We start from the raw sequence: 26,657 nt of genomic DNA, 5'->3' as shown, positions 1-26,657 counted from the left end.
CAGGGTCAGCGTCGCCGCCTGGTCGTCGTTGTTGATCGTGCAAGTCGCGTTGTCGCCCGCGGCGAGCGTGATCGAGTTCGCGACGACCGCGGAGCCACCGTTGAGAACGCAGCTGTAAGTGCTCGCGGTGTAACTGGCCGGGCCACCGGTCTCGGACAGGGCGTAAGTACCGACGTTGACCGACGCGGCGGTTACCGCCGGCGTTCCCGTGACGCCGCTGATGTTGGTCGGCCCCGCCGCCGTCAGCGTCCACGCAGTCGCTACCGCGGTGCCGCCGTTGTCATTGGTGACGGTCTTGATCAGGGTCAGGCGGGGCTGGATCGGATCGCTGTCCTCCGAGGTGCACACCCCGCCGCTGAAGATCTGGCCGGGGTTGTTGCAGCTCGTTCCGGTGTTGGTCACTCCGCTCGGCGGAGCGACGGAGGCGCGGTTGACTGCGTTCTGCGAAAGCGCCGGCAATGCGAAGGCCGTTGCCATCACCAGTAACAGCGACTGGCTGACACGGCACAGCAATGCCCGAACGGCTTGTTTGGAATCAGCGGTCACAACGCCCCCTAAACCTGAAATCGACTAGTGCGCAGCCGCGGCGGACGCTTATGTCCAGGTCGCCATTGCGCACATTACTCCTGATCGGAGAATTATCCCGTCACAGGACACGCGCGCAAATCTCGTGCCAAATTCGAGAAATGGGGGGATGCTCAGTTTTTCGGGCGGAAAAGGCGTGGAGACCTTTATTAATGACAATAAATGTCATTATTTGACAAATAGCGTCAGAAAAATCGAGATGAAAGCAGGATTTCGGGCTTACATACCCATGCTCGGATTTTTAAATTCAGACAAATCCGAGATGATTTTTCACGCAATGAAACAACTTCAGGCCCGATCACGATGCCGCTTGCGCGGGCGGCCCTGGCTCTGAACCCCCGCAGACGCCCGACCCGGCAAGCTCCATATGGAGCAGGCCCTCACTAAGTGTGAGAAAGTTCTCCCCACAGAGGCGTAACTAGTCCGATCTGCATACATTTATCTGCGCATATCGTATGACTCGGTAACGCCCGAACGCCCAGATGTCCCCGGCGATATCCGTTGGTCTCGTCGCGCCCGACCAGTCCCGATCTCGCCGCCAAACCGGAGATACGGATGAAGTCGCAACAACCGACCATCGGCGGCCTGCTGCGCTCGCTGCGCGCCCGCAACCAGTGGACGTTGAAGCAGATGAGCCAGCATTCGGGAATCCCGCTGTCGACCCTGTCCAAGATCGAACACGACCGGCTGTCGCTGACCTACGACAAGCTGCTGCAACTGAGCCAGCGCCTCGGCATCAGCATGTCCGAGCTGTTCGCTGAAAGCCCCGCGCCGGCGCGGCGCACGGTCACCGCCCGCCGCAGCATCGGCCGGCTTCGCGATGCGATGCGGGTAACCGGCAAGAACTACGACTCCTATTACTTGTGCTCGGAGCTGCGGCGCAAGCGCATGACGCCGATGATCAGCCACATCCGCGCGCGCAGTCTCAAGGAATTCGGCGGCTTCGTGCGCCGTTCGGGCGAGGAGTTCGTGTACGTGCTCGAGGGCGCGGTCGCCCTGCACACCGAGTTCTACGACACCACGGTGCTGCAGACCGGCGAAGGCAGCTACATCGACTCGAACATGGGCCAGGCCTATGTGCTGGCCGAGGGCTGCGACGCGGCCACGGTGCTGGCGGTGTGCTCGTCGGACGATCACGAGGACTTGATGGCCTCGTTGCTGGCGAACCAGGACGAAGCCTGAGCAGGCGCGGCGAGCGCGGGCAAACCCGCGCCCGGCCGTGCGGCCACGCATCGTTCAGCGCCATGCGCGCGCGCGCATCACGCGGCGACGGTCCGAACGAAAACGCGCCCGATCGAGCGCGCGGTTAGAGCTCGCTGCGTGGCGGCAGCGTCCAGTCGATCGCGGGCTGGCCCTGCTTCGACAGATAGTCGTTGGCGGCGGAGAAATGCCCGCAGCCGATGAAACCGCGGTGCGCCGACAACGGCGAGGGATGCGGCGCCTTGAGCACGCGATGCCGGCGCGGGTCGATGACCTTGCCCTTGGCCTGGGCATAGCTGCCCCACAGCAGGAACACCAGGCCTTCGCGTTCGCGATTGAGCACGTCGACCACGTGATCGGTGAAACCTTCCCAGCCCTTGCCCTGATGCGCGCCGGCGCGGCCTTCTTCGACCGTTAGCACCGCGTTGAGCAGCAGCACGCCGCGATGCGCCCACGGCATCAGATAGCCGTGATCGGGCCGGGCGATGCCGAGATCACGGTGGATTTCCTTGAAGATGTTGTCGAGCGACGGCGGCACCGACACGCCGGGCAGCACCGAGAAGCACAGGCCGTGGGCCTGACCGTAACCGTGGTACGGGTCCTGGCCGAGGATCACCACTTTCACCTGATCGAACGGCGTGGCGTCGAACGCGGCGAAGATCTGCGGCCCCGGCGGAAAGATCCGCGCGCCCGCAGCCTTGCGCTCGCGCAGGAACGCCGACAACGCCTGCATGTCGTCGCGCGCGAACCAGTCGCCGACGCGCTGCTTCCACGACGGTTCGAGTTTGATGCCGCGGTCGCCGTCGCTCATGCGGTCACCGCCGCGACCGGTTCGGACAGCCGCGCCAAGCGCAGTTGGAACAAAGTCTTGGTCACCAGCAGGCGCTCCTCGATCGGCTTGAGCACCAGATCGTTGGCGCCGGCGCGCAGCAATTCGCTCTGGTTGTCGCGGTTGGCATCGCCGGTCATCACTAGTACCGGCAGACGGCGCTTGCCGTAAGCGAAGTCGTTGCGCAGTCGAGCGAGCAGATCCTTGCCGCCCAACTCGCCCTTCAGATAAACGTCGGTCAGCACCAGATCGGCGCCGGCGTCGCCGCCGTCGCGGCCGCTGGCGCGGTGCGCTTCCAGATGCTCCAGCGCTTCCTCCACGCCGATGAAATGCAGCACCTGCAGCGAATGGCGTTCGAGCATGCGCTTGGTCGCGACCGCAACCACCCGGCTGTCTTCGACGTACAGCACGCGCGCGCCCGGAATCGCCTGCGGCTGCACATAGCCGCGGATGAATTCGGCCAGCGCGCTGGGGCCGAGGGATTTGTCGAAATAGTCGGTGACATCCTCGGTGAAGCGGCGCGCTTCCAGATGCGCCTGGGCGTCGCCGGACACCACGATCACCGGCACGTAGGCCTGCGTGGCCGCCTCGCGCACGGCGCGCGCGAGCGCGATGCCGTCGCCATCGGGCAGGACCAGCGCGGTGGTGACCAGATCGACCTCGCCGTGATCGAGCGCGACCTTGGCCTCGATGATGCTGCCGCACTGGACGATGCGCGCGTTGGGCAATTCGCGCAGCAGCACATCGGCGATGAGCTTGCGGACCAGTTTGGAACCGTCGACCACCATCACGCGGGGCGAGGTGTTATCGAAGTGGCGAAGATTCTGGCTGTGCATACGTGTGGACAATACCGTCTCGGCGACGCGGAACAGGCCGGGCGCGGGACGCCGGCGCGGAACCGAGTGAGGATCATGCGGGGGAGCACGATTCTAGGCGCAAGCGGGGTTCGATTCCGAGCCTTGCGCAACATCATGGCAACCGTGTGTCGGCGAAACCGGCCTTGTATCGACAATGCCGGGCGCGGGTCGCATCGCGGCGCGGCGGTGCGGGCCGCGACGGCGAGGTCGGGCCTGACGGCCTGCGCGGGCGGGGGCTTTCAGCCTTGGCGCGTCACGCCCGCAGCGCGGCTTGCGGCCGGTCGCAACAAGACCGCAGCACGCCGGGTGACGCCCGGGGCACAGAAACCGAACAGGCCGGCGGCCGACTCAACCCTGCCCGGCGCGGGTCTGACGCAGGTAGTGGCCGGTCACCAGCCCCGCGCCCAGCCAGCCCAGCGCGGCGGCGCCGGCCAGGATCGCCAGCGCCGGCCCCAGGTCGAAGCCCTGCAACTGGAAGTGACTGCCGTAACTCAGCGCGAGCGCGGTCAACGGTTCCCGAAGGCTGTGGTCGGCCACGGTCAGCAAGGCCAGCGCGACCGCGCCGGCGGCCAGGCCGTAGCAGGCGCCCAGGTACAGGAACGGCCGGCGGATGAAGCCGTCGGTGGCGCCGAGCAATTGCAGCACGCCGATTTCGTCGCGCCGCGACTGGATGTCCAGGCGCACGGTGTTACCGACCACCAGCAAGGCGCCCAGGCCGAGCATCGCCGCGAGCACCCAGGCCAGGCGGCTGCCGAACCGCAGCCAGCCGTCCAGGCGCTGGCGCCAGCCGGCGTCGTGCTGGACCTGATCGGCCTCGGCCAGTTGTTCCAGCGATTGCGCCAGGGCCAGTTCGTCGCCCTTCGGCGTCACCACCAGCAGGCTCGGCAACGGATTGCCTTCGATCGCCGACAGCGTGTCGCCCAGGCCGCTTTTCTCGCGCAGATCGGCCAGGCCTTGCTCGGGCGTGCGCAGATCGACCGCGCCGACCTCGGGCCGCGCGCGCAACTCCTCGGCCAGGGCGCGGGCGCGTTCGAGCTTGACCTCGGGCTTGAGGAACAGGCTGATCTGGCGCGAACGCTGGACGTCGCCGGCGAAGCGTTCGACATTGTTCAACGCCGCCCATAAGCCCAGCGGCAGCGCCAGCGCCACCGCCATCACGCCGATGGTCAGCAGCGCCGCCCACGGCTTGCGCAGCAGGCGGCCGAGGCTGGCGACAAGGCTGTAAAGGTGATGATCGAGCCATGCGCCGAAACGCGACTGCGGCGCGGCATCGATCGCGATATCGAGCTCGCGGTCGGCGCCGGCAATCGGATCTGAAATGTCGCCGGAAGGATTCACGCTGCTCATTCGGCCAGGTCCTCGGGCGCGATATCGTCGACCAGGCGGCCGTGGTTCAACACCAGCACGCGTTTGCGCATGCGCTTGACCAGGGCCAGGTCGTGGCTGGCGACCAGCACGCTGGTGCCGCGCTCGGGCAAGGACTGGAACAAGGTCATGATCTCGGCCGACAGGGTCGGGTCGAGGTTGCCGGTGGGTTCGTCGGCGACCAACAGCCGCGGTTCGCCGATGATCGCGCGCGCAATCCCCACCCGCTGCTGTTCGCCGGCCGATAACTCGCCCGGCAAGGCGGTGGCGCGCGCGCCCAGGCCGACCTTGTCCAGCGTCGCGCGCACGCGCCGGCCGATATCGCCGCGACGCAGGCCGCGCAGCAGCAACGGCAAGGCGACGTTATCGGCGACGCTGCGATCGGCGAGCAGGCGGTGGTCCTGAAACACCACCCCGACCTCGCGCCGATGCAGGGCGATGCGACGCCCGCCGACCTTGAGCAGATTCTTTTCGCCGAACAGCACCGCGCCGCGGCTGGGCCGCTCGCTGAGGTGGATCAGCTTGAGCAAGGTGCTCTTGCCCGCGCCGGAGTGGCCGGTCACGAACAGCATCTCGCCCGGAGCCACCTCGAAGCTGACTTCGCTCAAGGCCTCGTGGCCGCTGCTGTAGCGTTTACTGACGTTGTCGAAGCGCAATACGGTCATGGACGGGAGTATCGCAGAGCGAATCGCCGGAAATCATCACGTTTCGGCTTTTGCGTTTGGCCTATGTTCGCGCTGCGGTCGTCGCAGCCACGCGGACGCGCATCGACGACATCGACCGGCCGCCCTCGCGGGCGCCACAGGCCGGCACCCGCTTCACGACCGCAACCACCGCCGCAGCGGGCCGCGCCATAGCGCGCGACGCCCTGTCCGCGCGTGACTCGCAACACCGCGCACGTCCGACATTGGAACGCACGCCATCGGCCCGCCGGGCCGATCGGGACCGCTTGCCACCCTTCAATGGAGTCAGACGCCATGCTCATGACCAAGACCTCGCTCGCCTTCGCCGCCCTGCTCGCCCTGGGCCTGCTGCCCAGCGGCGGCGCGCGCGCCGAACAGTACGACGCGCCGATCAACATCGGCACCCTGGCCTGCCCGGCCGGCTCGACCGGTTACGGCAATGCCCGTTTCATCGTGTTTCCGTTCTTCACCAACACCGTGCCGAACTACCGCATGACGATCTGGTGCAGCGCCGCCGGCAGCGGCCGTCGCGGCCATTTCGAACCCGGCGTCGGCGGCGTGTTCGTGGCCTGGCCGTATGCGGGCGGTTCGTTCGGCGTGGGTTGGCCGGCCTCGCCCAATCACAGCAATCAATATCAGTTGCTGGATGTCGACAGCGACGGCGACCTGGACGTGTTCCAGTTGCTGGAAACCTCGCCGAATACGTGGTCGGTGTTTTTGAGCCGAACCCAATAAGTCTGGCCCACCGATCCCAACGCAATCGTTGCCTGATGCATGAGTGGGTTCGCGGTTCGACTCAATAGCCCCGCGAATGCGGGGCTATTGCCGTGATCGGCACGAACGCGGCGTCTTGTCTGTCATTGCGCCGATCGCGGAACCGCGATCAGCTGATAGTGCTCGTCATCCCCGCGAACGCGGGGATCCAGCGACTTGTCGCGGCACGAACATCACAGCCATGCCGCGAACGAACGCGAAGCGGCGAAAACCCCGCTTCGCGTTCAATCCGCCGATCAGTGCTGCGTACGCGGCGGACGCGCGACCAGCGACTTGAGCTTGCGCCCGATCCGTCCCAGCAACGACGGCTTGCCGTCGCCCGATGCGGCCGGCGCCGACGCGGGCTTGGCCGCGGCCGGCTTGTTGGCGGCAACCTGCTTGGCCGTCGACACGGCCGCATTCGCCGCTGCAGGCGCCTGCGCGCCTTCGGTGCCTTCGATCTTGCGACCACCACGACGGCGACGACGCTTGCGCGGCGCGCGTTCGCCTTCGGCGGCGGCGGGATTGGCGGACGCGGCATCGGGATTGACCGCCGCGCCTTCGACCCGCGGCTTGCGCGGCGGACGCGGCGCGGCCGGCGCGCCGTCCTGCGCGGGAGCGCCTTCGACCGGCTTGGCGTCGGCGCTCTTGGCCGGACCGCCTTCGCTGCGCGGACGACGCGGTGGCGCGCCATCGCGGCGGCCTTCGCTGCGACCGCCTCGGCCGGCGCCAGGACCGCCGGAACCGCTGCGGCTGCGGCCGCCGCCACGGCGCTCTTCATCGGCGGCGCGCTGTTCGCGCGCTTCCTTGAAGATCGCGCCGATGCTTTCGTTCTCCTCGCCTTCCTCGCCCGCCGGCACTTCGCGCGGCGTGCGCGGCAGCGACACCAGCAGTTCGGCGTCGACCGGCGCGGTCGGCAGCTTCTGCTCGATGTAGGCCTCGATGTCGGGCAGGCTCATCGCATAGCGTTCGCAGGCGAAGCTGATCGCGTCGCCCTCGGCGCCCAGGCGCGCGGTGCGACCGATGCGATGCACGTAGTCTTCCGCGTCGAACGGCAGGTCGTAGTTGTAGACGTGGCTGACGCCGTCGATGTGCAGGCCGCGCGCGGCCACGTCGGTGGCGACCAGGATTTCGAGCTGGCCCTTCTGGAACTTGTTGAGCAGCGATTCACGCTTCTTCTGCGGCACGTCGCCCGACAGCACGCCGACGCGATAACCGCCGCGTTCCAGCGAACGCGCCACGCGCTCGACCCACACCTTGGTGTTGACGAACACCATGGTGCGCGCGCCTTCGCTGCGCGACAGCAGGCCCAGCAGCAGCGGAATCTTTTCCTCGTCGGACGGGAAGTACACCTTCTGCCGGACCTTGGCCGCGGTGATGAACTCGGTCTCGACCACGAGCTTCTCGGGCTCGTTCATGTGCTCGTAGGCCAGTTCCAGCACGCGATGGCTCAGCGTGGCCGAGAACAGCAGGGTCTGGCGCTCGGTGCGGATCGGCATGCGCCGCAGCAGGAAGCGGATGTCCTTGATGAAGCCCAGGTCGAACATGCGGTCGGCTTCATCGAGCACGCAGATCTCGCAAGCGTGCAGCGACACGACCTTGTGCTGCTTGACGTAGTCGATCAGGCGGCCCGGCGTGGCGATGATGACGTCGGCGCCGCTCTGCAGGATTTCGCGCTGCTTGTCGTAATCCACACCGCCGTAGACCAGGGCGAACTTCAGGCCGAGGTCGGAGCCGAACTTGACCGCGTCCTTGTGGATCTGGATCGCCAGTTCGCGGGTCGGGGCCAGGATCAGCGCGCGCGGGTCCTCGGGCTTGCGCTCGGCCAGGGCCGGGCTGGTCAGCAGGCGGTTGATCACCGCGACCAGGAACGCCAGCGTTTTACCGGTGCCGGTCTGCGCCTGGCCGGCGACATCGCGCCCGGTCAGCGCCAGCGGCAGGGTCAGGGCCTGAATCGGCGTGCAGCGCGAAAACCCGGCGGCCTCAAGGCCGGCCAACAGGGTCGGGTGCAGGTCGAACGAGGAGAAAGTGATATCGGTTAAAGGCTTGTCGCTCATGCGTTTCAGAAGTCCGCGCCGATCAGGCGCCGTAGAGTGTCGCTTGCGTGGGTGGCGTCGGCGAAGCAGACTGCCGGGGCCGAGCCGGCGCCCGAGTTGAACTCTGAAGGCAGGCTCGATGAGGCCGTGGCGCAGCCCTTGAAGGTGCCGCGAAACGCCCCAGTTTAGCGTAAGCCCCCGCCCGGCATGGGCCGCCCGGGGTTCCATTCTAGAATAGCCTGATCCGTATGGATCTCGCGCCCCCGCAGGAGACCCCCGTGAGCGAAAAAGTTCTGCATGCTGGCGATTCCGACTTCGACGCCACCGTGCTGCAGTCGTCCGAACCCGTCCTGGTCGATTTCTGGGCCCCGTGGTGCGGCCCGTGCAAGGCGATCGGCCCGATCGTCGAGCAGCTCGCCGACCAGTACCAGGGCAAGGCCAAGGTGGTGAAGGTCGACGTGCAGGAATTCCCCGCGCTGGGGGTTCGCTACAACGTGCGCAGCATCCCCATGCTGTTGATGTTCAAGGACGGCCAGGTCCATTCCAGCCAGCTGGGCGCGCCGCCGAACATCAAGTCGCTGCTCACCCAGATGATCGACAAGGCCATCTGAAGCGCGTGATCTGAACCGCGTGACGCATGCGCCCGCCCCGGGCGCGTGCGTTCCGGGCCCGACCCGGCAACGTGAACGGTATAGCCCGGGAAGCTTGCCGCCACGCGGCAGCAGTGCTAGTTTCGCAACACCCGGCGTCGGACTTCGCGTCCCCACGCCGCACCCCGTCTAGATACTCATCATCAACCCACGTCCCTGACGTCCCGCTCGCCCGATGCGAGCGCTCGCCGCTTAGCGAGGAACCTCCGCTTGTCCGATAAGACCCCCGACGCTGGCGATACCGCCGAGAAGCGCGTGCGTAAACCGCGCGCCAGCAAAACCGCCGACGCCTCTCCGGCCGTCGTGAGCGATGCCAGCCCACTGATTCCGGCCAAACCGGCCCCCGTCGCGCCGGCGCCTGCCGTGCCTGCGCCGGTCAAACCCGCACCCGCCGCCCCGGCTCCGGCCGCCGCCGCATCCGAATCCTCCAGCGCGCCTGCCGCGCCTGTTGCTCCCAAAGCCCCCGCTCCTGCTCCGGCCGCTCATGGCGGCGGCGATTCCGCTCCGGCCGCCTCCGGCGCCAGCGATTCGTCCGCCTCGCACGGCCAGGACGGCAACGGTGGCCAGCAAGGCCAGAACCAGCAGGGTCAGCAGCGCGACGGCGCCTACGACGCCAACCGTGGCGGCAATAACCGCCGCGACCGTTTCCGCAACCGCCGCGACCGCGATCGCAATGGCGGCGGCGGTGGTGGTGGTGGTGGCGGCAACAACCGCCCGCAGCAGCGCGGCGGCGGTAATGACGATTTCGACAACGGCGAGAACTTCGTCCCGCGTCCGCACCCGCAGGTGCCCGAGGGCTTCCCGCAGTATTCGCTGGGCGACCTCAAGCGCATGCCCGCGCCGAAGCTGATGGATCTGGCCGACCAGCTCAGCATCCAGGAAGGCGTCGCCCGCGCGCGCAAGCAGGACGTGATCTTCGCCCTGCTGAAAGTGCTGACCCGCCACGGCGAAGGCGTCGCCGCCGACGGCGTGCTGGAAATCCTGCCCGACGGCTTCGGCTTCCTGCGCGCGGCCGAGGCGAGCTACCTCGCCGGCCCGGACGACACCTACATTTCGCCGAGCCAGATCCGCCGCTTCAACCTGCGCACCGGCGACCACCTGTCCGGCCGCATCCGCTTCCCGAAGGACGGCGAACGCTATTTCGCCCTGTCGGTCGTCGACAGCATCAACGGCGAGCCGCTGGAAGCGTCGAAGAACAAGGTCCTGTTCGAAAACCTGACCCCGCTGTTCCCGCGCCGTAAGTTCAAGCTCGAGCGCGCCGACGGTTCGACCGAAGACATCACCGGCCGCATCCTCGACCTGATGGCGCCGCAGGGCAAAGGCCAGCGCGCGCTGATCGTTTCGCCGCCGAAAGCCGGCAAGACGATGATGATGCAGCAGGTCGCCACCGCGATCACGCACAACCATCCCGACGTGCACCTGATCGTGCTGCTGGTCGACGAGCGCCCGGAAGAAGTGACCGAAATGCAGCGCACCGTGCGCGGCGAAGTGGTTTCCTCGACCTTCGACGAACCGGCCGCGCGCCACGTGCAGGTCGCCGAGATGGTGATCGAGCGCGCCAAGCGCCTGGTCGAACACAAGAAGGACGTGGTGATCCTGCTCGACTCGATCACCCGCCTGGCCCGCGCCTACAACAACGTCGTGCCGAGTTCGGGCAAGGTGCTGTCGGGCGGCGTCGACGCCAACGCCCTGCACCGTCCGAAGCGATTCTTCGGCGCCGCGCGTAACGTCGAGGAAGGCGGCTCGCTGACGATCATCGCCACCGCGCTGATCGACACCGGCAGCAAGATGGACGAGGTGATCTACGAAGAGTTCAAGGGCACCGGCAACTCGGAAGTCCACTTGAACCGCCGTATCGCCGAAAAGCGCGTGTACCCGGCGATCGACATCAACCGTTCCGGCACCCGTCGCGAAGATCTGCTGATCGAGCCCGAGCTGCTGCAGAAGATCTGGATCCTGCGCAAGCTGCTGCACGGCATGGACGAAATCGGCGCGATGGAATTCCTGCTCGACAAGATGAAGACCACCAAGTCGAACGACGAATTCTTCAGCTCGATGAAGCGCTGACCGCGCGAGATCGACGAAGACCGCCAAAGAAAACGCCCCGCATCGCGGGGCGTTTTTGTTTGCGCCGATCGCTCGGGCCGCGAGCGTGGTTATCGATCGATAAGCACGCCCGTTCCGCGGCGCGAGATCAGAACCCGCGCCCGCCCGGCGTCGCCTGCTGCTGCGCCGGGGTCTCGGTCGCGGCGGTGTGGCGCGCGGCGAGCTGGCTGCTCGTCTCCACGCTCTGATGCGACGCGCTGGCGACATCGAGCGTGACCATGCGCCGCGCCGGCGATTGCAGGTCGCCCTGCACCGCGAACAGCTTGCTGCCGTCCTTGCTCGCGAGCAGATGATCGACCTGGGTCAGGCCGCCGTCGCGCGCGGCCGGGACCAGCGCCGCGGCGAGGTTCTTCTGCTGCTGCTCGCTGAGCCGGTTCTGCGGGATCTCGGTGCCTTTGACCTTGTCGAGCATGTCGCGGTACTGCCCGTTCAAGGCGTTCGCGCTGCTGCTGAGAATGCCGGCAACGCGCAGGCCCTCCTCGAGCGTGCCGCCAACCTTGTTGGTATTACGGTTGGCTGCGTCACGCAGCTCCGGCGGCAGCAGGTAGGTGCCGCGCTCGCGCTCGCCGTCGCGATCGCGGACGTAGCGCTTGACGTCGTTGAGCTCCAGATCGAGGAACTCCCTGGCCGAGCCCTTGGCCGACTGCGCCAACTGGATCGCCTGCGGCGCGGTGAGCTTGTCCAGGCCCTGGCCCGAGCCCAAGGCATCGACCAGCGATTCGGGATGCACTTTCTGCTTGAGGAAGGACAGGAAGCGCTCGCGCGTTTCCGGGTTCTGGCCCAGGCCATCGAGCACGCGCGTGGCGGTGGACAGCGCGTTCGCGCCGTCGGTCGGCATGCCGGCGATATTGCGCATCACCCCATTGATCGCCTGCTTGGGCTCCAGACCCTCGCCGAACGGAAAACGTTCGCGGAACTCATCCCAGCGCGGCTTGAGCAACGCTTCGCGCGCGTGCTTGATCAGCTCGAAGGCGCCGGCGGCGAACGCCACCACCGCGATGCCGATCGGCGCGATGCCGATCAGGCCGCCGACCAGACCGGCGTTGCGCGCGCCGAACATGGTCGCGATGTTGCCGATATTGCCGACGGTCTTGAAACCGCCGTTGAGCAGATCGAACGCGGAGTCGACGCGCTGGTTGGTGGTCAGCGGCATGCCGGTCAGCGGGTCGCGGCCGTTGAACACGCGGCCGGCGTTCTGGCCGATGTCCCTGACGTCATGCGCCACGTCCTTGATCGCGCTGTAGCGCTCGAGGATCTTCGCCGCTTCGCGTTCGCGACCGGTGCGGTTGGCGAACTCCAGCACCGCGGCCATCGCCGCCGCATCGAGCGGCTGGCCGTTGAGATGGGCGGCGTTGCCGGACTTGATCGCCGCGTCCAGCGCTTCCAGAGTCTGGGTGATGTCGCCGTGGCCGCCGTTGACCGCGAGTTGCTTGAGTTCGCGCAGATGCTCGTCGACCGGCGCCGGCCCGTTGGCATCGCGCTGCGTCGACCAGGTCTTGGCGTAATCGACCAGCGAACTTTGCAGATTCGCCGGCAGTTCCACTTCATAGCCGTGGAACGGCGGCGCGACCCGGCCATCGGCGCGGGTTTCGCCCGGATGCAGTTTCCAGGTCAGGTCGACATCGGCCAGCGCGCCGCCGGGCGCGGAAGCCGAGGCGATGGTGGCTTCGAGTGTGTCCTCGTCGACCACTTGGCCGTTGCGTTGCAAGGCATCGGCGACGAACGCGCGCAGCACGGTGTCGCGCGACCACTCGGCGTCGGCGGGCAGCAGCGCGGTATAGGTTTGCGCGTGTTCCTGCGCGGCGCCTTGGCCGGCGTAATGACGCGGCTGGGCGGCGGCATCGCTGCGCGGCAAGTGGGCGTCCAGGATCGAATCGACTGCTGCATTCATATGCACGGCTCCATGTCGGAGGGGTCATCCCCATGACCCCGAGCGCCGGCGGCAGGTCCGCGGGCGGACTCGCATGATGCCCCCGTCGCTGAACGAGAGCAATTCCGCGCTGATTTCCATGCAGTTTTTGGCTTTTCCGTACGGCGCCGGACATCGCACGCCGCGCACGAATCGAGCGCCGCGGCGTGCGATGCCTGCGTTTCAGTCGAACCTGTCCTGCGCCGCGGGCCGGCATGTTTCGGTGCGCCGCGGCGCTTGGACTTCGACCGTGCGCGGCGCGTCCATCGCCGCGCTCACACTCGTGCTCATGCCGGCGAAAGAAAAATCCCGAGGCTGCAACTCGTCCATCGCCGGATTGCAGCCGCTCAACATCGACACCGCCAACACCCACGCCAGCTTGTTCATGGTGAACCTCCCTGTAGACGACGAGATACCGCGCTCCTGCGCTTCACCGGCCCTCGCGTAGCGACCGGTGGCTCGCCTGTTATTTTGCGGCGACCTCGTCGCTCAGCCTGCGAATGGCGGCGATGCGATTGCGTTACTGGAATGCAGTGGTTCGTGTCGCAATCGCGCGTGGTCGACGGCGTGCATCGGTGCCGAACTCATGTCGCGAAAAAACAAACGCCTCCCGAAGGAGGCGCTTGGTTCATGCGGAGCGAATCGAATCCGGATCAGCCCGCGAACAGCAGACGATTAACGGCGTGGCGCGTCGCGCGTGCGCGACCTCAGCTGTTGCCGTCGAGCGGTGTCATCAGGCGCCGGCCCCGTCCGACCGATTGCATGCGCTCGTCGCCGAACGCATCGACGCCCGCGGTCGCATCGCGGTCGGCATCGATCCAAGGCGCGCGCTGGCGCGGACCGGGGATGTAGAGGTCCCATTGGCCGTAAGCCGGCGCCTTGTCGCGCTTGAGCGCGTAGGCCACCGGCACCCGCACCAGCCAATGCGTCTCGTCGGCATACGGCCCCTGAGTCGGCGGCGCGAACCGCCACTGCTTGGCGGTGGTCAGCGTCGACTGCGCCAGCAACTCGCGGAACCGTTTCATCTGGGCCTCGCTGCCGACCGCGTGGAGGTTGACCTGTTCGGCGAAGGCATCCTCGACCCGGCCGTCGCGGCCGATCCGCGCCAGCACGTAGACCAGGCCCGACACGTTGGAACGCGCGGCCAATTCCGGATAGGTCGGCGGCCGCATCTCCGCCTGGCTGGGCAGGTGCGAAGGCTCGTCGCGGCCGAAGTGAGCGCTGCCCAAGCGCAGTTCGTAGGCCTCATCGGCCTGCTCGTACAGCCGGCGCGCGACCACGCGCAGGTTCATCGGCGTGTCGGTCGCGACCGCGGCACCCGATGTCGCGAGCGGCTCGAACCGCCATTGCGGGACGTTCTGCCGGATCAGGTCGGCGACCGCCTTGGGGATCTCGCTTTCGCGATCGATCCGCACGCCGTCGACCCGACCGTCGGCCGCGATGCGGACCTGACCGGTCACCACCATGCTCATTTCCGCCTGCTTGCGCACCGCGCCGGGGCCCTTGCCGGCCGCGAACCCCGGCGGCGCGAACACCATCGCCATCGCCAGCCACATCGCAACCCAATTCCACATCCTGTGATGGATCATGTTTGCGTCCTTGACTGTGCCGTCGCTATTTTTACCAGCACGTACTATCAGCACGTGGGCGCCGCGATTACCTCGCCGGCGATTGAAATCCGCCGGCCCGGCAACCATAGCAAAGCACCGGCGTCATCCGCCCTCGTTACGATGCGTTGCATTCACAGCGACCGTTTCGCCACCTCAGCCTCGGCGCAGCACGCCATAATCCCCCCAGGAGGTGCCCATGCACGGTGGCGGTCTAGAACTCGCATTGTTGTTTCTGCTCGCCGCGGTCATCGCGGTGCCGGTGTTCCGCAAGTTCGGGCTCGGCGCGGTGCTCGGCTATCTGGCCGCGGGCGTGGTGCTCGGCCCGTACGGGGTGAAAGTCATCAGCGACGCCGAACCGGTGCTCGCGGCCTCGGAAATCGGCGTGGTCATGATGCTGTTCGTGATCGGCCTGGAGCTGTCGCCGGCGCGCTTGCGGGTGATGCGCAAACCGGTGTTCGGCGCCGGCGGCCTGCAGGTGCTGCTCAGCGGCCTGGCCCTGGGCGCGCTGGCGATGTTCGGCGGCCACCTGGGCTGGAAGGCGGCGACCGTGGTCGGCCTGGGCCTCGCCCTGTCCTCGACCGCGGTGTGCCTGCAATTGCTGTCCGAACGCAAAGGGCTGGCGGCCGATTACGGCCGGCTCGCATTCGCGATCCTGCTGTTCCAGGACCTCGCGGCGATCCCGCTGCTGGCGGCGATTCCGCTGCTCGGCAAGGCCGCGGCGGTCGAGGGCCTGAACTGGATCGCGGTGGCCAAGGCGGTCGGCGCGATCGCGGCGGTGGTGTTCGGCGGCCGGGTGCTGCTGCGCCAGGTGTTCCGGATCGTCGCGCGCACCCAGATGCCCGAGGTGTTCACCGGCGCGGCGCTGCTGACCGTGCTGGGTTCGGCCTGGATCCTGCAGACCGCCGGGCTGTCGGCCGGCCTGGGCGCGTTCCTGGCCGGCGTGCTGCTGGCCGATTCGGAATTCCGCCACGAGCTGGAATCGCAGATCGAACCGTTCAAGGGCCTGCTGCTGGGCCTGTTCTTCATGGCCGTGGGCATGAGCATCGACCTGCAGCGCGTGCTCAACGAGCCGCTGCTGATCGGTTCGATCGTGGCCGCGTTGCTGACGGTCAAATTCCTGCTGTTGTTCGGCGTGGGCATCAGCGCCGGCGGCCTGGACAAGCGCGGCGCGTTCCAGCTGGCGACGGTGATGTCGCTGGGCGGCGAGTTCGCCTTCATCGTGTTCAACGAAGCGGTCAAGGCCAACCTGCTCGACGATCCGACCCGCGACCGCCTGATCGCCGCGGTCGGCGTGTCGATGGCGCTGACCCCGCTGCTGGTGATCGGCGCGCAGCGCATGCTCGACGCCGCGCCCGCGGCCAAGCCCAAGCGGCCGTTCGACGAGATTCCCGATCATCACCCGCAGGTGCTGATCGCCGGCATGGGCCGGTTCGGCCAGATCATCGCGCGCCTGCTGGTCGCGCACCGCACGCCGTTTATCGCGATCGAGAACAGCGCCGAGCAGGTCGATTTCATGCGCCGCTTCGGCAATGCGATCTATTACGGCGATCCGGCCCGGCCCGAGTTGCTGCGTTCGGCCGGCGCGGCCCAGGTCAAGATCTTCGTGATCGCGATCGACGACCGCGACAGCGGCATCCGCACGGTGCGCACGATCCGGCGCCTGTACCCGAAGGCCAAGGTGTTCGCCCGCGCGCGCGATCGCCGGCACGCCTGGGACCTGATGGACCTGGGCGCCGAACCGATGCGCGAGACCTTCCACTCCAGCCTGAAACTGGGCGAGGACGTGCTGGTCGAACTGGGCGTGGAAGCCGAGACCGCGCGCGACCATGTTGAGCGGTTCCGCGAACTCGACGAACGCATGCTCGAGGCGCAGTACTTGGTCCACGACGACGAAGACGCGCTGATCCAGACCGCGCGCGATGCGCGCAAGGAACTGGAGGAGTTGTTCAACGCCGATCGCGGCGAGGGCATGTTGGCCGACATGGTCGACAAGCGGGCGACGCCGGCGCCGGAGAATGCGACGCGGCATTGAGGGACGGGTGGCGGGGGGGCGCGCGTTGGCGGATCGATGCGTTGATCTGCTGCGAATTGCGCCGGTCGGTCAGTTGGAGCGGTCGCGGCTTGCGCCGCTCCTACAGTCGCCTCGCCCGATCACGCAGCCCCTTGTAGGAGCGGCGCAAGCCGCGATCGCGAAACTTCAAACGCCTGCGCAGGCCTCGACAGCCGCCGCGAATTTAACCGCGGCGTTGCGCCTCAATTCCCCGGCCCCCGCAAAAACCGCGCCATCGACACCCCATTACCGGCATTGCCCGACGGCGTGCTCGGCGCGAACTCGGCCGCGATATCGACGAACCCACGCATCACCGCGATCTCGCGCGGGGTGCGGTTGAGCGCGTCGCGCAGGTCCGGGTTGGCGCCGTTGCGCAGCAAGCGCTGCACCACCCGCAACAAGCCATGCAGCGCGGCCAGGTGCAGCGGGCCGAATCCGCGCGGGTCCTGCACGTCGAGCGAGGCTTCGTGGTCGAGCAGCAGTTCCAGACCGGCGATCAGCACGTCTTCGTCGGCCGCGGTGCCCGGTTCGGCGCGCGCGCCGAGCAACAGCAGCAACGGCGTCGCGCCAGCGGCGGACTGATCGGCGTCGACGCCGGCCAGCAGCAAGGTGTCGAACAAGGCGACCAGGCGGCTGCGCTCGCGCGCGGTGAAACCGAACATCGCCGCGCAATGCAGGGCCATGCGCCCCTGCGCGTCGCGCGCCTGCACGTCGGCGCCGGCGGCGAGCAGGCGCGCGGCCAGATCGGTGAGGCCGAGCGCGCACGCGACCATCAGCACAGTCAGGTCGCCGGGCAGGCGCTGTTCCAGCGACGCGCCGGCCGACACCAGCCGGTCGACGATTTCGCCGTGGCGCATGCTGACCGCCGCCGACAGCGGGGTCGCGCCGGAATTGGCCGCGCGCTGCGGGTCGGCGCCGCGCGCGAGCAGCAGGTCGACCACCGCGCGATGACCGCCACCGGCGGCGCGCAGCAGCGCGGTGCAGCCCTGGCTGTCGGGCGAATCGACCGACAGGCCCAGATCGAGCAAGCGCCGCACCGCGTCGGCGTCGCCGACGATCGCCGCGGCCGGCACGTCGGCGGCCTGCAGCGGACGCCGCGGCAACGCCCAGCCGCGCCAGTCCAGCCAGTCGGCCAGATCGCGCCGGCCTGAGGCCAAGGCGACGCCGAGCGGGGTCTGACCGTCGGCGGCGAGCAGATTGGGGTCGGCGCCGTGCGCGACCAGCCGCTTGAGCATGCCGTCGCGGCCGAGCGCGGCGGCCAGGTGCAGCGCGCTCATGCCGTGGCTGTCGCGGGTATTGAGGTCGACGCCGGCGGCGAGCAGGCGGTCGAGCAGACGCGACCAGCCCAGCCGCACCGCGATCGCCAGCGGCGGATCGCCGGCCGGGGTGCGCGAAAACGCATCGGCGCCGCGTTCGAGCAGGTCCAGGGCGAATTGTTCCAGCCCGCGCGCGGCCTGATCGCCGGCCGAGCAGGTCGCCAGGAACCGGCCCAGGCCGCCATGACCGGCCGGCGACACGCCGTGGCGCAGCAACGCCTGCAGCGCCGGCAACGAGGCCGGGGCCTGACCGAGCAATGCGAACAGCACGGTGTCGCCGTGGGCGTCGTAGACGTTGGCGTCGGCGCCCTGGCCGAGCAGCCAGTCGATGCGTTCGGCGGTCGGCACGTGGCCGTCTTCTTCGAACAACTGCGCGCCCAGTTCGGCCGGGCTCAGCAGCTTGGCCAGCCCGGTCAGTTCCGAGGCGCGGCCGTCGCGCAGGCCGTCGCGCAGCAGCGCGGCCGGCATGCGGTCGACGATCACGCGTTCGCCGTCGGGCGCGTCGCTGTCGCCCTCGCCGCTGACCGCGGTCGGCAGCGGATAGGCGCGATCGAGCGCGGCGACCAGCGACCAGCGACCGGCCTCGGCGGCGCGATCAACCGCGCGCTTGCCGGTGCGGTCGCGCAGTTCCGGGTCGATGCCCAGGTCGAGCAGGCGCACCACCAGCGGCGGCGAGGCGGTTTCGGCCTGGCAGGCCAGGATCAGCGCGCTGGCGCCGTCGGCGTCGAGCGCCTTGGCCTCGGCCGCGCCGCCCTGCGGCAGGTGTTCGAGCAAGCGTTCCAGCACCGCGGCGCGACCGCCGCGCGCGGCCTCGAGCAGCGGCGTGCGCTGCAGGCGGTCGATCGCGTTGGCGTCGGCGCCGGCCGCCAGCAGGGCGGTGACGATATCGAGATGACCTGCGAACGAGGCCGCATGCAACGCACTGCGACGCTGGCCGTCGCGCGCGTCGATCCGCGCCTTGTGCTTGAGCAACAACAACGCCCCGGCCGGATCGTCCTCTTCGCCGCCGGCCGCGGCCAGCAACGCCGGCACGCCGTCGGCCTGTTCGGTCTTGGCGCCGCGCTCGAGCAGGAACTTGGCCAGGCGCCAATTGCCGCTGGCGCAGGCCACGCCGAGCGGGGACAGGCCGTCGTGGTTGAGCGGGTCCAGATCGGCCTGGGCATCGCGCAGCAGCGCGGCCACACCTGGGTCGGAGCTGCGCGCGGCGTGATGCAGCGGGGTGTTGCCGTCCAGGTCGGCCAGGCGCGGGTCGGCGCCATTGGCGAGCAGAGTCATGACCGCGTCGGGACGGCCGTGCCAGCTGTCGCGGGTCGCGGCCAGCAGCGGGGTCATGCCGGCGGTGGCGGCGTTGAGATCGACGCCGCGGGCGATCAGCTCGCGCAGCAGGCGCAGGTCCGGCAGCACCGCGGCCAGTACCGGCAGGCTGCGGCGGTCGCGCTCATCGCCGATCGGCGCGGCGTCGATGTCGGCGCCCAGCTCGATCAGTTCCAGCGCGCGCTCGACCTTGCCGGTGCGCGCGGCGGCGTACAGCGCCGGCTCCAGCGGGTCGTCGTCGCCGAGCAATTCATCGGCGTTGTGCACGGTGTCGAGTTCGGGGTCGAACTCCACGCCCGGCAGCGCCTGCGCCGGGGCGATCTTCTGCAGCAGCAGGTGCAAGGCCGGCGAAGCCAGCGCGAACACGACCGCGAGCGACCAGCGTCCGCCATCGCTCAACAATCCGGGCCAGGCCAGCACCAGCACCAGCCCGGACAGGCCGGCGACGATCGCTGCCACGCCCAGGCCGCGCCAGGCGCCGACATCGAGATCGGCCAGGCGCGCCCACTGCGGCGCCAGCGCCGCGCCGTCGCGCTCGGCCGCCTGCCACAGCGGCCACAGCCGCCACAGGCCGAGCAGGATCAGGCCGGCGACCACGCTCAAGCCGATCACCGCCAGCAGCGAGCCGCTCTGCAGCAGCGCGCTCAACGGCCAGGCGACCAGCGCCGCGGTGGCCGCGGTCGCGCCGCCCCACAGCGCGGCCAGCGCGCCCAGCTCGGGTTTCCAGTCGATCGTCGCGTCGCGGCGCAACCACAGCCGCGCGGCCAGGGCGAACGCAGGTTGCGCCAGGGCGCCGCCGATCAGCGCGATCGCCGCGCCACCGATGCTGCCGCCGAAACCGGTCGCCAGCGCCAGCACCAGGCCGGCGGCCAGGGCCAGGCCGAGGTTGCGGGCACCGCCGCGCGCAATGGGAGCGTCAGGCATCGGGCGTCGGCGCCTCGGCGAAGTACGGCGCGTCCACCGACGGCGGCAACTGGATATGGAAGCCGTTGGCGAGCAGGTTCTGCCGCACCTGGGCGGCGTCGGCACGGGCCAGTTTTCGCTCCGGCGTCAGCTCCATGTCCAGCACGAACTGCAGCGAACCCAACTGCGCGCGCAGCGAGTCGGGCAGGCGCGCGAAATCGTCGCGCGCGCTCAGAAAAACGTAGGTGTCTGCCTTGCGGAGACTTTTGTATACGTAGGCTTGCATGGGGCGGGCGATACAGCCGGGGGAGACTGTTTTTCTGCGTCGCAGATGTGATGCACAGCATACCTGCCCACTCGCGCTACGCGAACTTTCATGTTCAGCGCAAGGCCCGGACGGGGGTGGTAAGGCCCGCCGGCCTGTGTGGCGATCGGGGGACTGCGGTCCGCCGTAGGATTCGCCGGCACGGTCGCCGGACCGAACCGATGACCTCCCGCCCCCGGGGTCGCCCACCCGCGCCGGTCAGTGGTAGCCCACGTCGGCCGCGATTTTTCCGCTGAACACCCGGTACGACCAGTAGGTGTAACCCAGGATCGCCGGCAACAGCACCACCAGCCCGACCAGCACGAAGCCCTGCGAAGATGGCGGCGAGGCCGCGTCCCAGATCGTCAGCCCCGGCACGATGTTGGGCCAGATGCCCAGCACCAGCCCGGCGAAGCCGAGCACGAAGAACAGCAGCGCGTACACGAACGGATGCCCGTCGCGGCCGTCGCGCATCACCGAGCGCCACAGCGCCCAGGCGTTGGCGACGACCAGCAGCGGTACCGGGAACAGCCAGTAGAAATTTCCGCCTTCGAACCAGCGCGCCATGATCCGCGAGTCCAGGAACGGCAGCCACGCGCTGACCAACCCAATGAACACAGCCACCACTAAAACCAGCGGCCGGGCCAAAGTCCGCGCGATCAACTGCATGCGCCCCTCGGTCTTGAGGATCAGCCAGGTCGATCCGAGCAAGGCGTAACCGAACACCACCGCCGCGCCGGTCAGCATCGAGAACGGACTGAACCAGTCGAAGATGCCGCCGACGTACTTGCCGCCCTGCAGCGGCATGCCTTCCATGATCGCGCCGAGGATCACGCCCTGGGCGAACGCGCACAGCAGCGAGCCCAGCGAAAACGCCACGCCCCAGGCCGATTTGGCGCGTCGCGCCTTGAACCGGAACTCGAACGCCACGCCGCGGAACACCAGCGCGATCAGCATCAGCAGCACCGGCAGGTACAACGCCGACAGCACCAGCGCATAAGCCTTGGGAAACGCCGCGAGCAGGCCCGCGCCGCCGAGCACCAGCCAGGTTTCGTTGCCGTCCCAGATCGGCGCGGCGGTGTTCATCATGTGGTCGAGCTGCGCGTCGTCCTCGGCGAACGGCGCCAGGATGCCCAGGCCGAGCACGAAGCCGTCGAGCAGCACGTACATCAACACGCCGAAGCCGATCACGCCGAACCAGATCACCGGCAGCCAGTATTCCATCGTCCTACTCCGTCTTGCTGGGCGAGGCCGCGATCAAGCGACCATCGCGTGCGTTTGCGCCGGCGCGAATGCGCGCGCCGAATGCGATCGTTGCGAGTGCGCGTCGGACAACCAGGTTCATGCGCCGGTCTCGCTGGATTCGTCGGGCACCGACAGCGGCCGCGCCGGAGTCTTGTCGCCCAAACCGGCGCGCGGTGGCGGCTCGTGCGGATGCGGGCCCTTGCGGATCAGCTTGACGATGTAGCGAAAGCCCGCGCCGAACACGGTGAAGTAGACCAGCGCGAATACGATCAGCGAGGTCATCACGCTGGCCGCCGCGATCGGACTGACCGCATCGGCGGTACGCAACAAGCCGTAGATCACATACGGCTGACGACCGATCTCGACCACGTACCAACCGGCCAGGATCGCGACGAAGCCGCTCATGGTCAGCACCCGCCAGCCCCACAGCACCGCGCGCGATTCGAACAAGCGCTTGCGCCACAGCAGCAACAGCGACAGCAGCACCAACGCGAGCATCGCCATGCCCAGGCCGACCATCACCCGGAACGCATAGAACACCGGCTTGACCGGCGGCCGCTCGCTGGCCGGCACCGACTTGAGCGGCTGGATATCGCCGTCGAGGGTGTGGGTGAGGATCACGCTGCCGAGCTTGGGAATCGCGACCTCGTAGTCGTTGCGCTCGGCCTTCTCGTTGGGCACCGCGAACAAAATCAGCGGCACGCCCTCGCCTGGTTCGCCCGATTCCCAATGCGCCTCCATCGCCGCGACTTTGATCGGCTGATGCTCGCGCACGTTCAAACCGTGCAGATCGCCGACGAACACCTGCATCGGCACGGTGATCGCGGCGAAGATCACCGCGGCGCGCAGCATCCGCTTGCCCGCTTCGACATGCACCCCGCGCAGCAGGTACGACGCGCCGACGCCGCCGATCACGAAACAGGTGGTGATGAACGCGGCCAGCACCATGTGGGCGAGGCGGTACGGGAACGAAGGATTGAATACGATCGCCCACCAATCGGCGGGCTCGAACACGCCGTTGACGATCGTGTAACCGGTCGGCGTCTGCATCCAGCTGTTCGCCGAGATGATCCAGAACGTCGAGATCAACGTCCCCAGCGCGACCATGCAGGTCGCGAGAAAATGCATCTTTTCGTCGACCCGGCTCCAGCCGAACAGCATCACCCCAAGGAAAGTCGCCTCCAGGAAGAACGCGGTCAGCACCTCGTACGACAGCAGCGGGCCGAGGATGTTGCCGGCCTGTTCGCTGAGCACCGCCCAGTTGGTGCCGAACTGGAAACTCATCACGATGCCCGAGACCACGCCCATGCCGAACGACACGGCGAACACCTTGGTCCAGAAGAAATACAGATCGCGCCAGAGCGTGTCGCGGGTGCGCAGCCAGCGCCATTCGACGAAGGCCAGCCAACTGGCCAGGCCGATGGTGAAGGCCGGGAACAGGATATGAAACGAGATCACGAAGCCGAACTGGATACGCGACAGCAACAGGGCGTCCACGTGCATTGCCTCCATGGCACGGAACATCGCGCCAGCGGGTTCATTTTGCGCCGCAACATGCACGCGGAGCGGCGACTCGGTGGAATCACATAAACCGCAAAGGCGGTGAGTGTGATGTAGTGGCGGCCTTTAGCGGCTGCGTTTGCGGCGCCGCATCCTCCCGCGGGCATGTTGGAACAAGCACTTGGACGGCGACCGCGGAGGTCACTGTCTCACGATCAGCTCGTGTCCGGTGGCTCGACGCGGCATGTACGGTGCGACAAAACGCGGCAACGCAACGAAGCGTCGTCTCGCTCGCCACAACCACCCGTGTCGCTCACGTCCGCTCACCTTGAGACGTTTTGTCCAATGGCGCTCTCCCTTCTTCCACCGGTGAAAGAAGCGATTGATGTCCCTTCTCCCGCAAGCGGGAGAAGGTGCCCGAAGGGCGGATGAGGGCCGCCTTCCATCGCGCCCCCTCACCCCAACCCCTCTCAGCCCTGCACTCCCTTCGGTCGCCGCAAGCGGGAGAGGGGCCTTACCCGCTCGCGGCGATTAACCCGCCACGACCGCACCGAAATCCCCGATCCGGCAAACCCCGTGCATCCGCGCCTCGCAATGCATCCCTGATCGCCACGCCCATGACCAACGGCCGGCCCGGCGCCCGCCCCCGGACTGTTAACCTGCGCCCACTTTTGTCCTAGAGCCCGCTCGATGCGCATCTCCTTTGCCACGCTCGCCGCGCTGCCCCTGGCGCTGTTGTCCACCGCTGCGTTCGCGCAGGCCGCCGCGCCCCTGACCCTCGCCGACACCATGGCCAATCCCGACTGGATCGGCCCACCGGTCGAGCGCGCCTGGTGGGCCTGGGACGGCCAACGCGTGCAGTACCAGATCAAACGCGACGACGGGATCATCCGCGACACCTGGCAGACCGGCGTCGCCGGCGGCACGCCGCAGCGCCTGGACGGCGCCGCGCGCAACGAACTCGACGCGGCCAATCCGGCGTTCGACGCGCAGCGCGCGCGCATGGCGTTCGTGCGCAACGGCGACGTGTTCGTGCGCGACCTGCGCAGCGGCGCGTTGACCCAGGTCACCCGCAGCAACGACACCGAATCGCGCCCGCAATTCAGCCGCGACGGCAACCTCGTGTTCCGGGTCGACAACCAGTGGTACCAGTGGCGCGCCGGCCAGGGCCTGAGTCAGGCCGCGCAGGTCCGCGCCGAAAACGATCCGGCCAAGCCGCCCAAGGCCGATGCGCTACGCGACTACCAGCTCGCCACCATCGACACCCTGCGCAACGTCCGCGCCCAGCGCGACGCCGCGCGCGAACAGGACGAAGCCTGGCGCCGCGGCGACGGCAGCCGCGCGCCCAAGCCGGTGTATCTGGGCGACGAGGTCGAGATCATCGACAGCGCCCTCTCGCCCGACGCGCGCTGGCTGCTGGTGGTAACCCAGGAAAAGAAGGGCGACGCCGGCACCGGCGGCAAGATGCCCAAGTACGTGACCGAATCGGGCTACGAAGAATTCGAGGAAGTGCGCACCCGCGTCGGCCGCAACGACCCCTTGCCGCAGAAGCTGTGGCTGGTCGACGTCGCCAACGCCAAGGTCACCGAACTCGGCTTCGACGGCCTGCCCGGCATCAGCGACGATCCGCTCGCCGCCTTGCGCAAGGCGGCCAAGCAGGACCCGCTCAAGGGCGAGCGCCCGGCACGGATCGAATCCGACGGCGACGGCAGCGGCGTGTCGATCCGCTGGAGCGACGACGGCCGCCACGCCGCGGTGCTGGTGCGCGCGATCGACAACAAGGACCGCTGGCTGACCTCGGTCGACCTGGCCAAGACCCGTCTGGAAACCCGCCATCGCCTGACCGACAAGGCCTGGATCAACTGGAATTTCAACGATTTCGGCTGGCTGCCCGACAACGGCAAAGGCGCCGGCGACCTGTGGCTGCTGTCGGAACAAAGCGGCTACTCGCATCTGTACGTAAGCCAGGACGGCGGCGCGCCGCGCGCGCTCACCTCGGGCAAGTGGGAAGTCTCCGAACCCGAACTGGCCGCCGACGGCAAGACCTTCTTCTTCCTGTGCAATCGCAAATGGCCGGGCGATTACGAAGTCTGCGCGGTCGACCGCAACGGCGGCGCGGTGCGCGAAGTCACCGCCCTCGACGGCGTGGAAAACTTCACCCTCTCGCCCGACGGCCGCAAGGTGCTGGCGCGTTATTCCGAAAGCTACCTGCCGCCGCAACTGGCGGTGGTCGATGCCGGCGGCGGCGACGCGGTCAAGCTCACCGACACGCGCAAGCCTGAGTTCAAGAACCGCGAGTGGATCCAGCCCGAGTACGTGCAGGTCCCGTCCAAGCACGGCGCCGGCACGGTGTGGGGCAAGTTCTACGGCCCGAAGAACTACGACCCGAACAAGAAGTATCCGATCGTGATGTTCGTGCATGGCGCCGGGTATTTGCAGAACGTCAGCACGCGCTACCCGAACTACTTCCGCGAGCAGATGTTCCACAACCTGCTGGTCGACAAGGGCTATGTGGTGCTCGACCTCGACTACCGCGCCTCCGAAGGCTACGGCCGCGACTGGCGCACCGCGATCTACCGGCAGATGGGCCATCCCGAACTCGAGGATTACCAGGACGGCCTGGACTGGCTGGTCGCCAACAAGCACGGCGACCGCGACCGCGCCGGCATCTACGGCGGCTCCTACGGCGGCTTCATGACCTTCATGGCGCTGTACCGCGCCCCGGGCATGTTCAAGGCCGGCGCCGCGCTCCGCCCGGTCTCCGACTGGTCGCAGTACAACCACGAATACACCGCCAACATCCTCAACACGCCCGAGCTCGACCCGGAGGCCTACAAGAAGTCCTCGCCGATCGAGTATGCCGCCGGCCTCAAGGACAACCTGCTGATCGCCCACGGCATGATCGACGACAACGTGTTCTTCAAGGACTCGGTGATGATGACCCAGAAGCTGATCGAGCTGCGCAAGGACAAGTGGGAGATCGCTCCGTACCCGCTGGAACGCCACAGCTTCGTGCATGCCGACGCGTGGTACGACGAGTATCGGCGCATCTATGAGTTGTTTGAGCGGACGTTGAAGTAAGCAAACGGCGGAAGGCTTTTCGCGGATCGACGAAAAGAAGGTCTGCAGTTTTTTCTGATCCATCAGTGCCGCGAAGTTCTTAACTCGCGAGAAAGCACACCCGAGCCGCGATGCGCATGGATGCGTGTCGCGAGCCATCTAGGTAAGAGTCCCGTGTGGCGCTTGCCCGCGGCGGCATCGGCCTGGCGAGGTTTTGATCCACAGCAAAGCGCTTGCTTCGGCTACCTTTCTTTCTCTAGTAGTTGAGTTTTCGCGGTCGCGGCTCGCGCCGCTCCTACAGGTAGGCCACGCAACTTCTGCTTGGGCCTGAAGCCGCGCAGTTCATCCAGCGCTGCGAAGCCACGCACTCGCGTTAGCAAAT

The 26,657-nt window shown here is 67.8% G+C and carries 19 protein-coding genes; 7 read left to right on the top strand and 12 right to left on the bottom strand.

Annotated elements, in window-relative coordinates; all coding sequences use genetic code 11:
- The coding region (locus ASD86_RS11970; RefSeq protein WP_200957234.1) for a hypothetical protein at positions 1 to 546 on the bottom strand (546 nt) is incomplete at its 3' end.
- 594 nt (positions 547 to 1,140) lie between these two features.
- Here ASD86_RS11970 and ASD86_RS11965 point away from each other — a divergent pair.
- A complete protein-coding gene (locus ASD86_RS11965; protein ID WP_056110595.1) occupies positions 1,141 to 1,767 on the top strand; it encodes an XRE family transcriptional regulator in 627 nt (208 codons plus the stop codon).
- A gap of 124 nt (positions 1,768 to 1,891) precedes the next feature.
- Here ASD86_RS11965 and ung read toward each other — a convergent pair whose 3' ends face one another.
- The 4 genes from ung to ftsE all read right to left on the bottom strand — a co-directional run bounded on the left by ung (position 1,892) and on the right by ftsE (position 5,501).
- The gene (gene ung, locus ASD86_RS11960) at positions 1,892 to 2,596 is read right to left on the bottom strand and encodes a uracil-DNA glycosylase (protein ID WP_056110594.1); all 705 of its coding nucleotides are present in this window, start codon (positions 2,594 to 2,596) and stop codon (positions 1,892 to 1,894) included.
- Complete coding sequence (locus ASD86_RS11955; RefSeq protein WP_056110592.1) at positions 2,593 to 3,450, bottom strand: response regulator; 858 nt, start codon at positions 3,448 to 3,450, stop codon at positions 2,593 to 2,595. Before ASD86_RS11955 ends, ung begins: the two co-directional genes overlap by 4 nt.
- Positions 3,451 to 3,819: 369 nt before the next feature.
- The gene (ftsX, locus tag ASD86_RS11950; RefSeq protein ID WP_082578285.1) at positions 3,820 to 4,818 is read right to left on the bottom strand and encodes a permease-like cell division protein FtsX; all 999 of its coding nucleotides are present in this window, start codon (positions 4,816 to 4,818) and stop codon (positions 3,820 to 3,822) included.
- Complete coding sequence (ftsE, locus tag ASD86_RS11945) at positions 4,815 to 5,501, bottom strand: cell division ATP-binding protein FtsE (RefSeq protein WP_056110590.1); 687 nt, start codon at positions 5,499 to 5,501, stop codon at positions 4,815 to 4,817. The genes ftsX and ftsE overlap by 4 nt, the downstream gene beginning before the upstream one ends.
- Before the next feature lie 312 nt (positions 5,502 to 5,813).
- On the opposite strand from ftsE, the gene ASD86_RS11940 reads away from it, so the two are divergent.
- A complete protein-coding gene (locus tag ASD86_RS11940) occupies positions 5,814 to 6,254 on the top strand; it encodes a hypothetical protein (protein WP_056110588.1) in 441 nt (146 codons plus the stop codon).
- A 275-nt stretch (positions 6,255 to 6,529) separates the two neighbouring features.
- Here ASD86_RS11940 and rhlB read toward each other — a convergent pair whose 3' ends face one another.
- On the bottom strand, positions 6,530 to 8,329 hold the full coding sequence (gene rhlB / locus ASD86_RS11935) for an ATP-dependent RNA helicase RhlB (RefSeq protein ID WP_056110585.1): 1,800 nt from the start codon (positions 8,327 to 8,329) through the stop codon (positions 6,530 to 6,532).
- 257 nt (positions 8,330 to 8,586) lie between these two features.
- Here rhlB and trxA point away from each other — a divergent pair, with 257 nt between their 5' ends.
- Complete coding sequence (gene trxA, locus ASD86_RS11930; RefSeq protein ID WP_056110754.1) at positions 8,587 to 8,919, top strand: thioredoxin; 333 nt, start codon at positions 8,587 to 8,589, stop codon at positions 8,917 to 8,919.
- Between the two features lie 342 nt (positions 8,920 to 9,261).
- On the top strand, positions 9,262 to 11,025 hold the full coding sequence (rho, locus tag ASD86_RS11925; RefSeq protein ID WP_235567738.1) for a transcription termination factor Rho: 1,764 nt from the start codon (positions 9,262 to 9,264) through the stop codon (positions 11,023 to 11,025).
- A 127-nt stretch (positions 11,026 to 11,152) separates the two neighbouring features.
- On the opposite strand, the gene ASD86_RS11920 is transcribed toward rho, so the two are convergent.
- Complete coding sequence (locus tag ASD86_RS11920; RefSeq protein ID WP_056110581.1) at positions 11,153 to 12,955, bottom strand: XVIPCD domain-containing protein; 1,803 nt, start codon at positions 12,953 to 12,955, stop codon at positions 11,153 to 11,155.
- A 76-nt stretch (positions 12,956 to 13,031) separates the two neighbouring features.
- Between ASD86_RS11920 and ASD86_RS26720 the strand changes: the two genes are divergently transcribed.
- Positions 13,032 to 13,421 (top strand): hypothetical protein, encoded by a 390-nt coding sequence (locus ASD86_RS26720; protein ID WP_157476542.1) that lies wholly within the window; start codon positions 13,032 to 13,034, stop codon positions 13,419 to 13,421.
- 259 nt (positions 13,422 to 13,680) lie between these two features.
- Here the strand turns inward: ASD86_RS26720 and ASD86_RS11910 are convergent, their stop codons facing one another.
- Entirely contained in the window at positions 13,681 to 14,562 is an 882-nt protein-coding gene (locus tag ASD86_RS11910) for an energy transducer TonB (protein ID WP_157476540.1), read from the bottom strand.
- A gap of 217 nt (positions 14,563 to 14,779) precedes the next feature.
- Here ASD86_RS11910 and ASD86_RS11905 point away from each other — a divergent pair, with 217 nt between their 5' ends.
- Positions 14,780 to 16,615: a monovalent cation:proton antiporter-2 (CPA2) family protein gene (locus ASD86_RS11905; protein ID WP_056110575.1), complete on the top strand. Its 1,836-nt coding sequence runs from the start codon at positions 14,780 to 14,782 to the stop codon at positions 16,613 to 16,615.
- Between the two features lie 221 nt (positions 16,616 to 16,836).
- Here ASD86_RS11905 and ASD86_RS11900 read toward each other — a convergent pair whose 3' ends face one another.
- From ASD86_RS11900 to ASD86_RS11885, 4 genes are all read right to left on the bottom strand, one after another.
- Positions 16,837 to 20,187 carry an ankyrin repeat domain-containing protein gene (locus ASD86_RS11900; protein ID WP_056110572.1) on the bottom strand — a complete coding sequence of 1,117 codons (3,351 nt, stop codon included), beginning with the start codon at positions 20,185 to 20,187 and terminating at the stop codon, positions 16,837 to 16,839.
- Positions 20,180 to 20,452, bottom strand: coding sequence for a YcgL domain-containing protein (locus ASD86_RS11895; RefSeq protein ID WP_056110570.1), 273 nt, complete (start codon positions 20,450 to 20,452; stop codon positions 20,180 to 20,182). Before ASD86_RS11895 ends, ASD86_RS11900 begins: the two co-directional genes overlap by 8 nt.
- A gap of 237 nt (positions 20,453 to 20,689) precedes the next feature.
- Positions 20,690 to 21,694, bottom strand: a complete 1,005-nt coding sequence (cydB, locus tag ASD86_RS11890; RefSeq protein WP_056110569.1) for a cytochrome d ubiquinol oxidase subunit II — start codon at positions 21,692 to 21,694, stop codon at positions 20,690 to 20,692.
- A gap of 117 nt (positions 21,695 to 21,811) precedes the next feature.
- A complete protein-coding gene (locus tag ASD86_RS11885; protein ID WP_056110752.1) occupies positions 21,812 to 23,212 on the bottom strand; it encodes a cytochrome ubiquinol oxidase subunit I in 1,401 nt (466 codons plus the stop codon).
- Between the two features lie 693 nt (positions 23,213 to 23,905).
- On the opposite strand from ASD86_RS11885, the gene ASD86_RS11880 reads away from it, so the two are divergent.
- Positions 23,906 to 26,296 (top strand): prolyl oligopeptidase family serine peptidase, encoded by a 2,391-nt coding sequence (locus ASD86_RS11880; protein WP_056110566.1) that lies wholly within the window; start codon positions 23,906 to 23,908, stop codon positions 26,294 to 26,296.
- Positions 26,297 to 26,657: the final 361 nt, after the last annotated feature.

The sequence above is a fragment of the Lysobacter sp. Root690 genome, assembly GCF_001427785.1.
Lineage (GTDB): Bacteria > Pseudomonadota > Gammaproteobacteria > Xanthomonadales > Xanthomonadaceae > Lysobacter.
The sequence above is the reverse complement of the archived record's forward strand: the minus strand, read 5'-3'. Positions and strand labels throughout refer to the sequence as shown.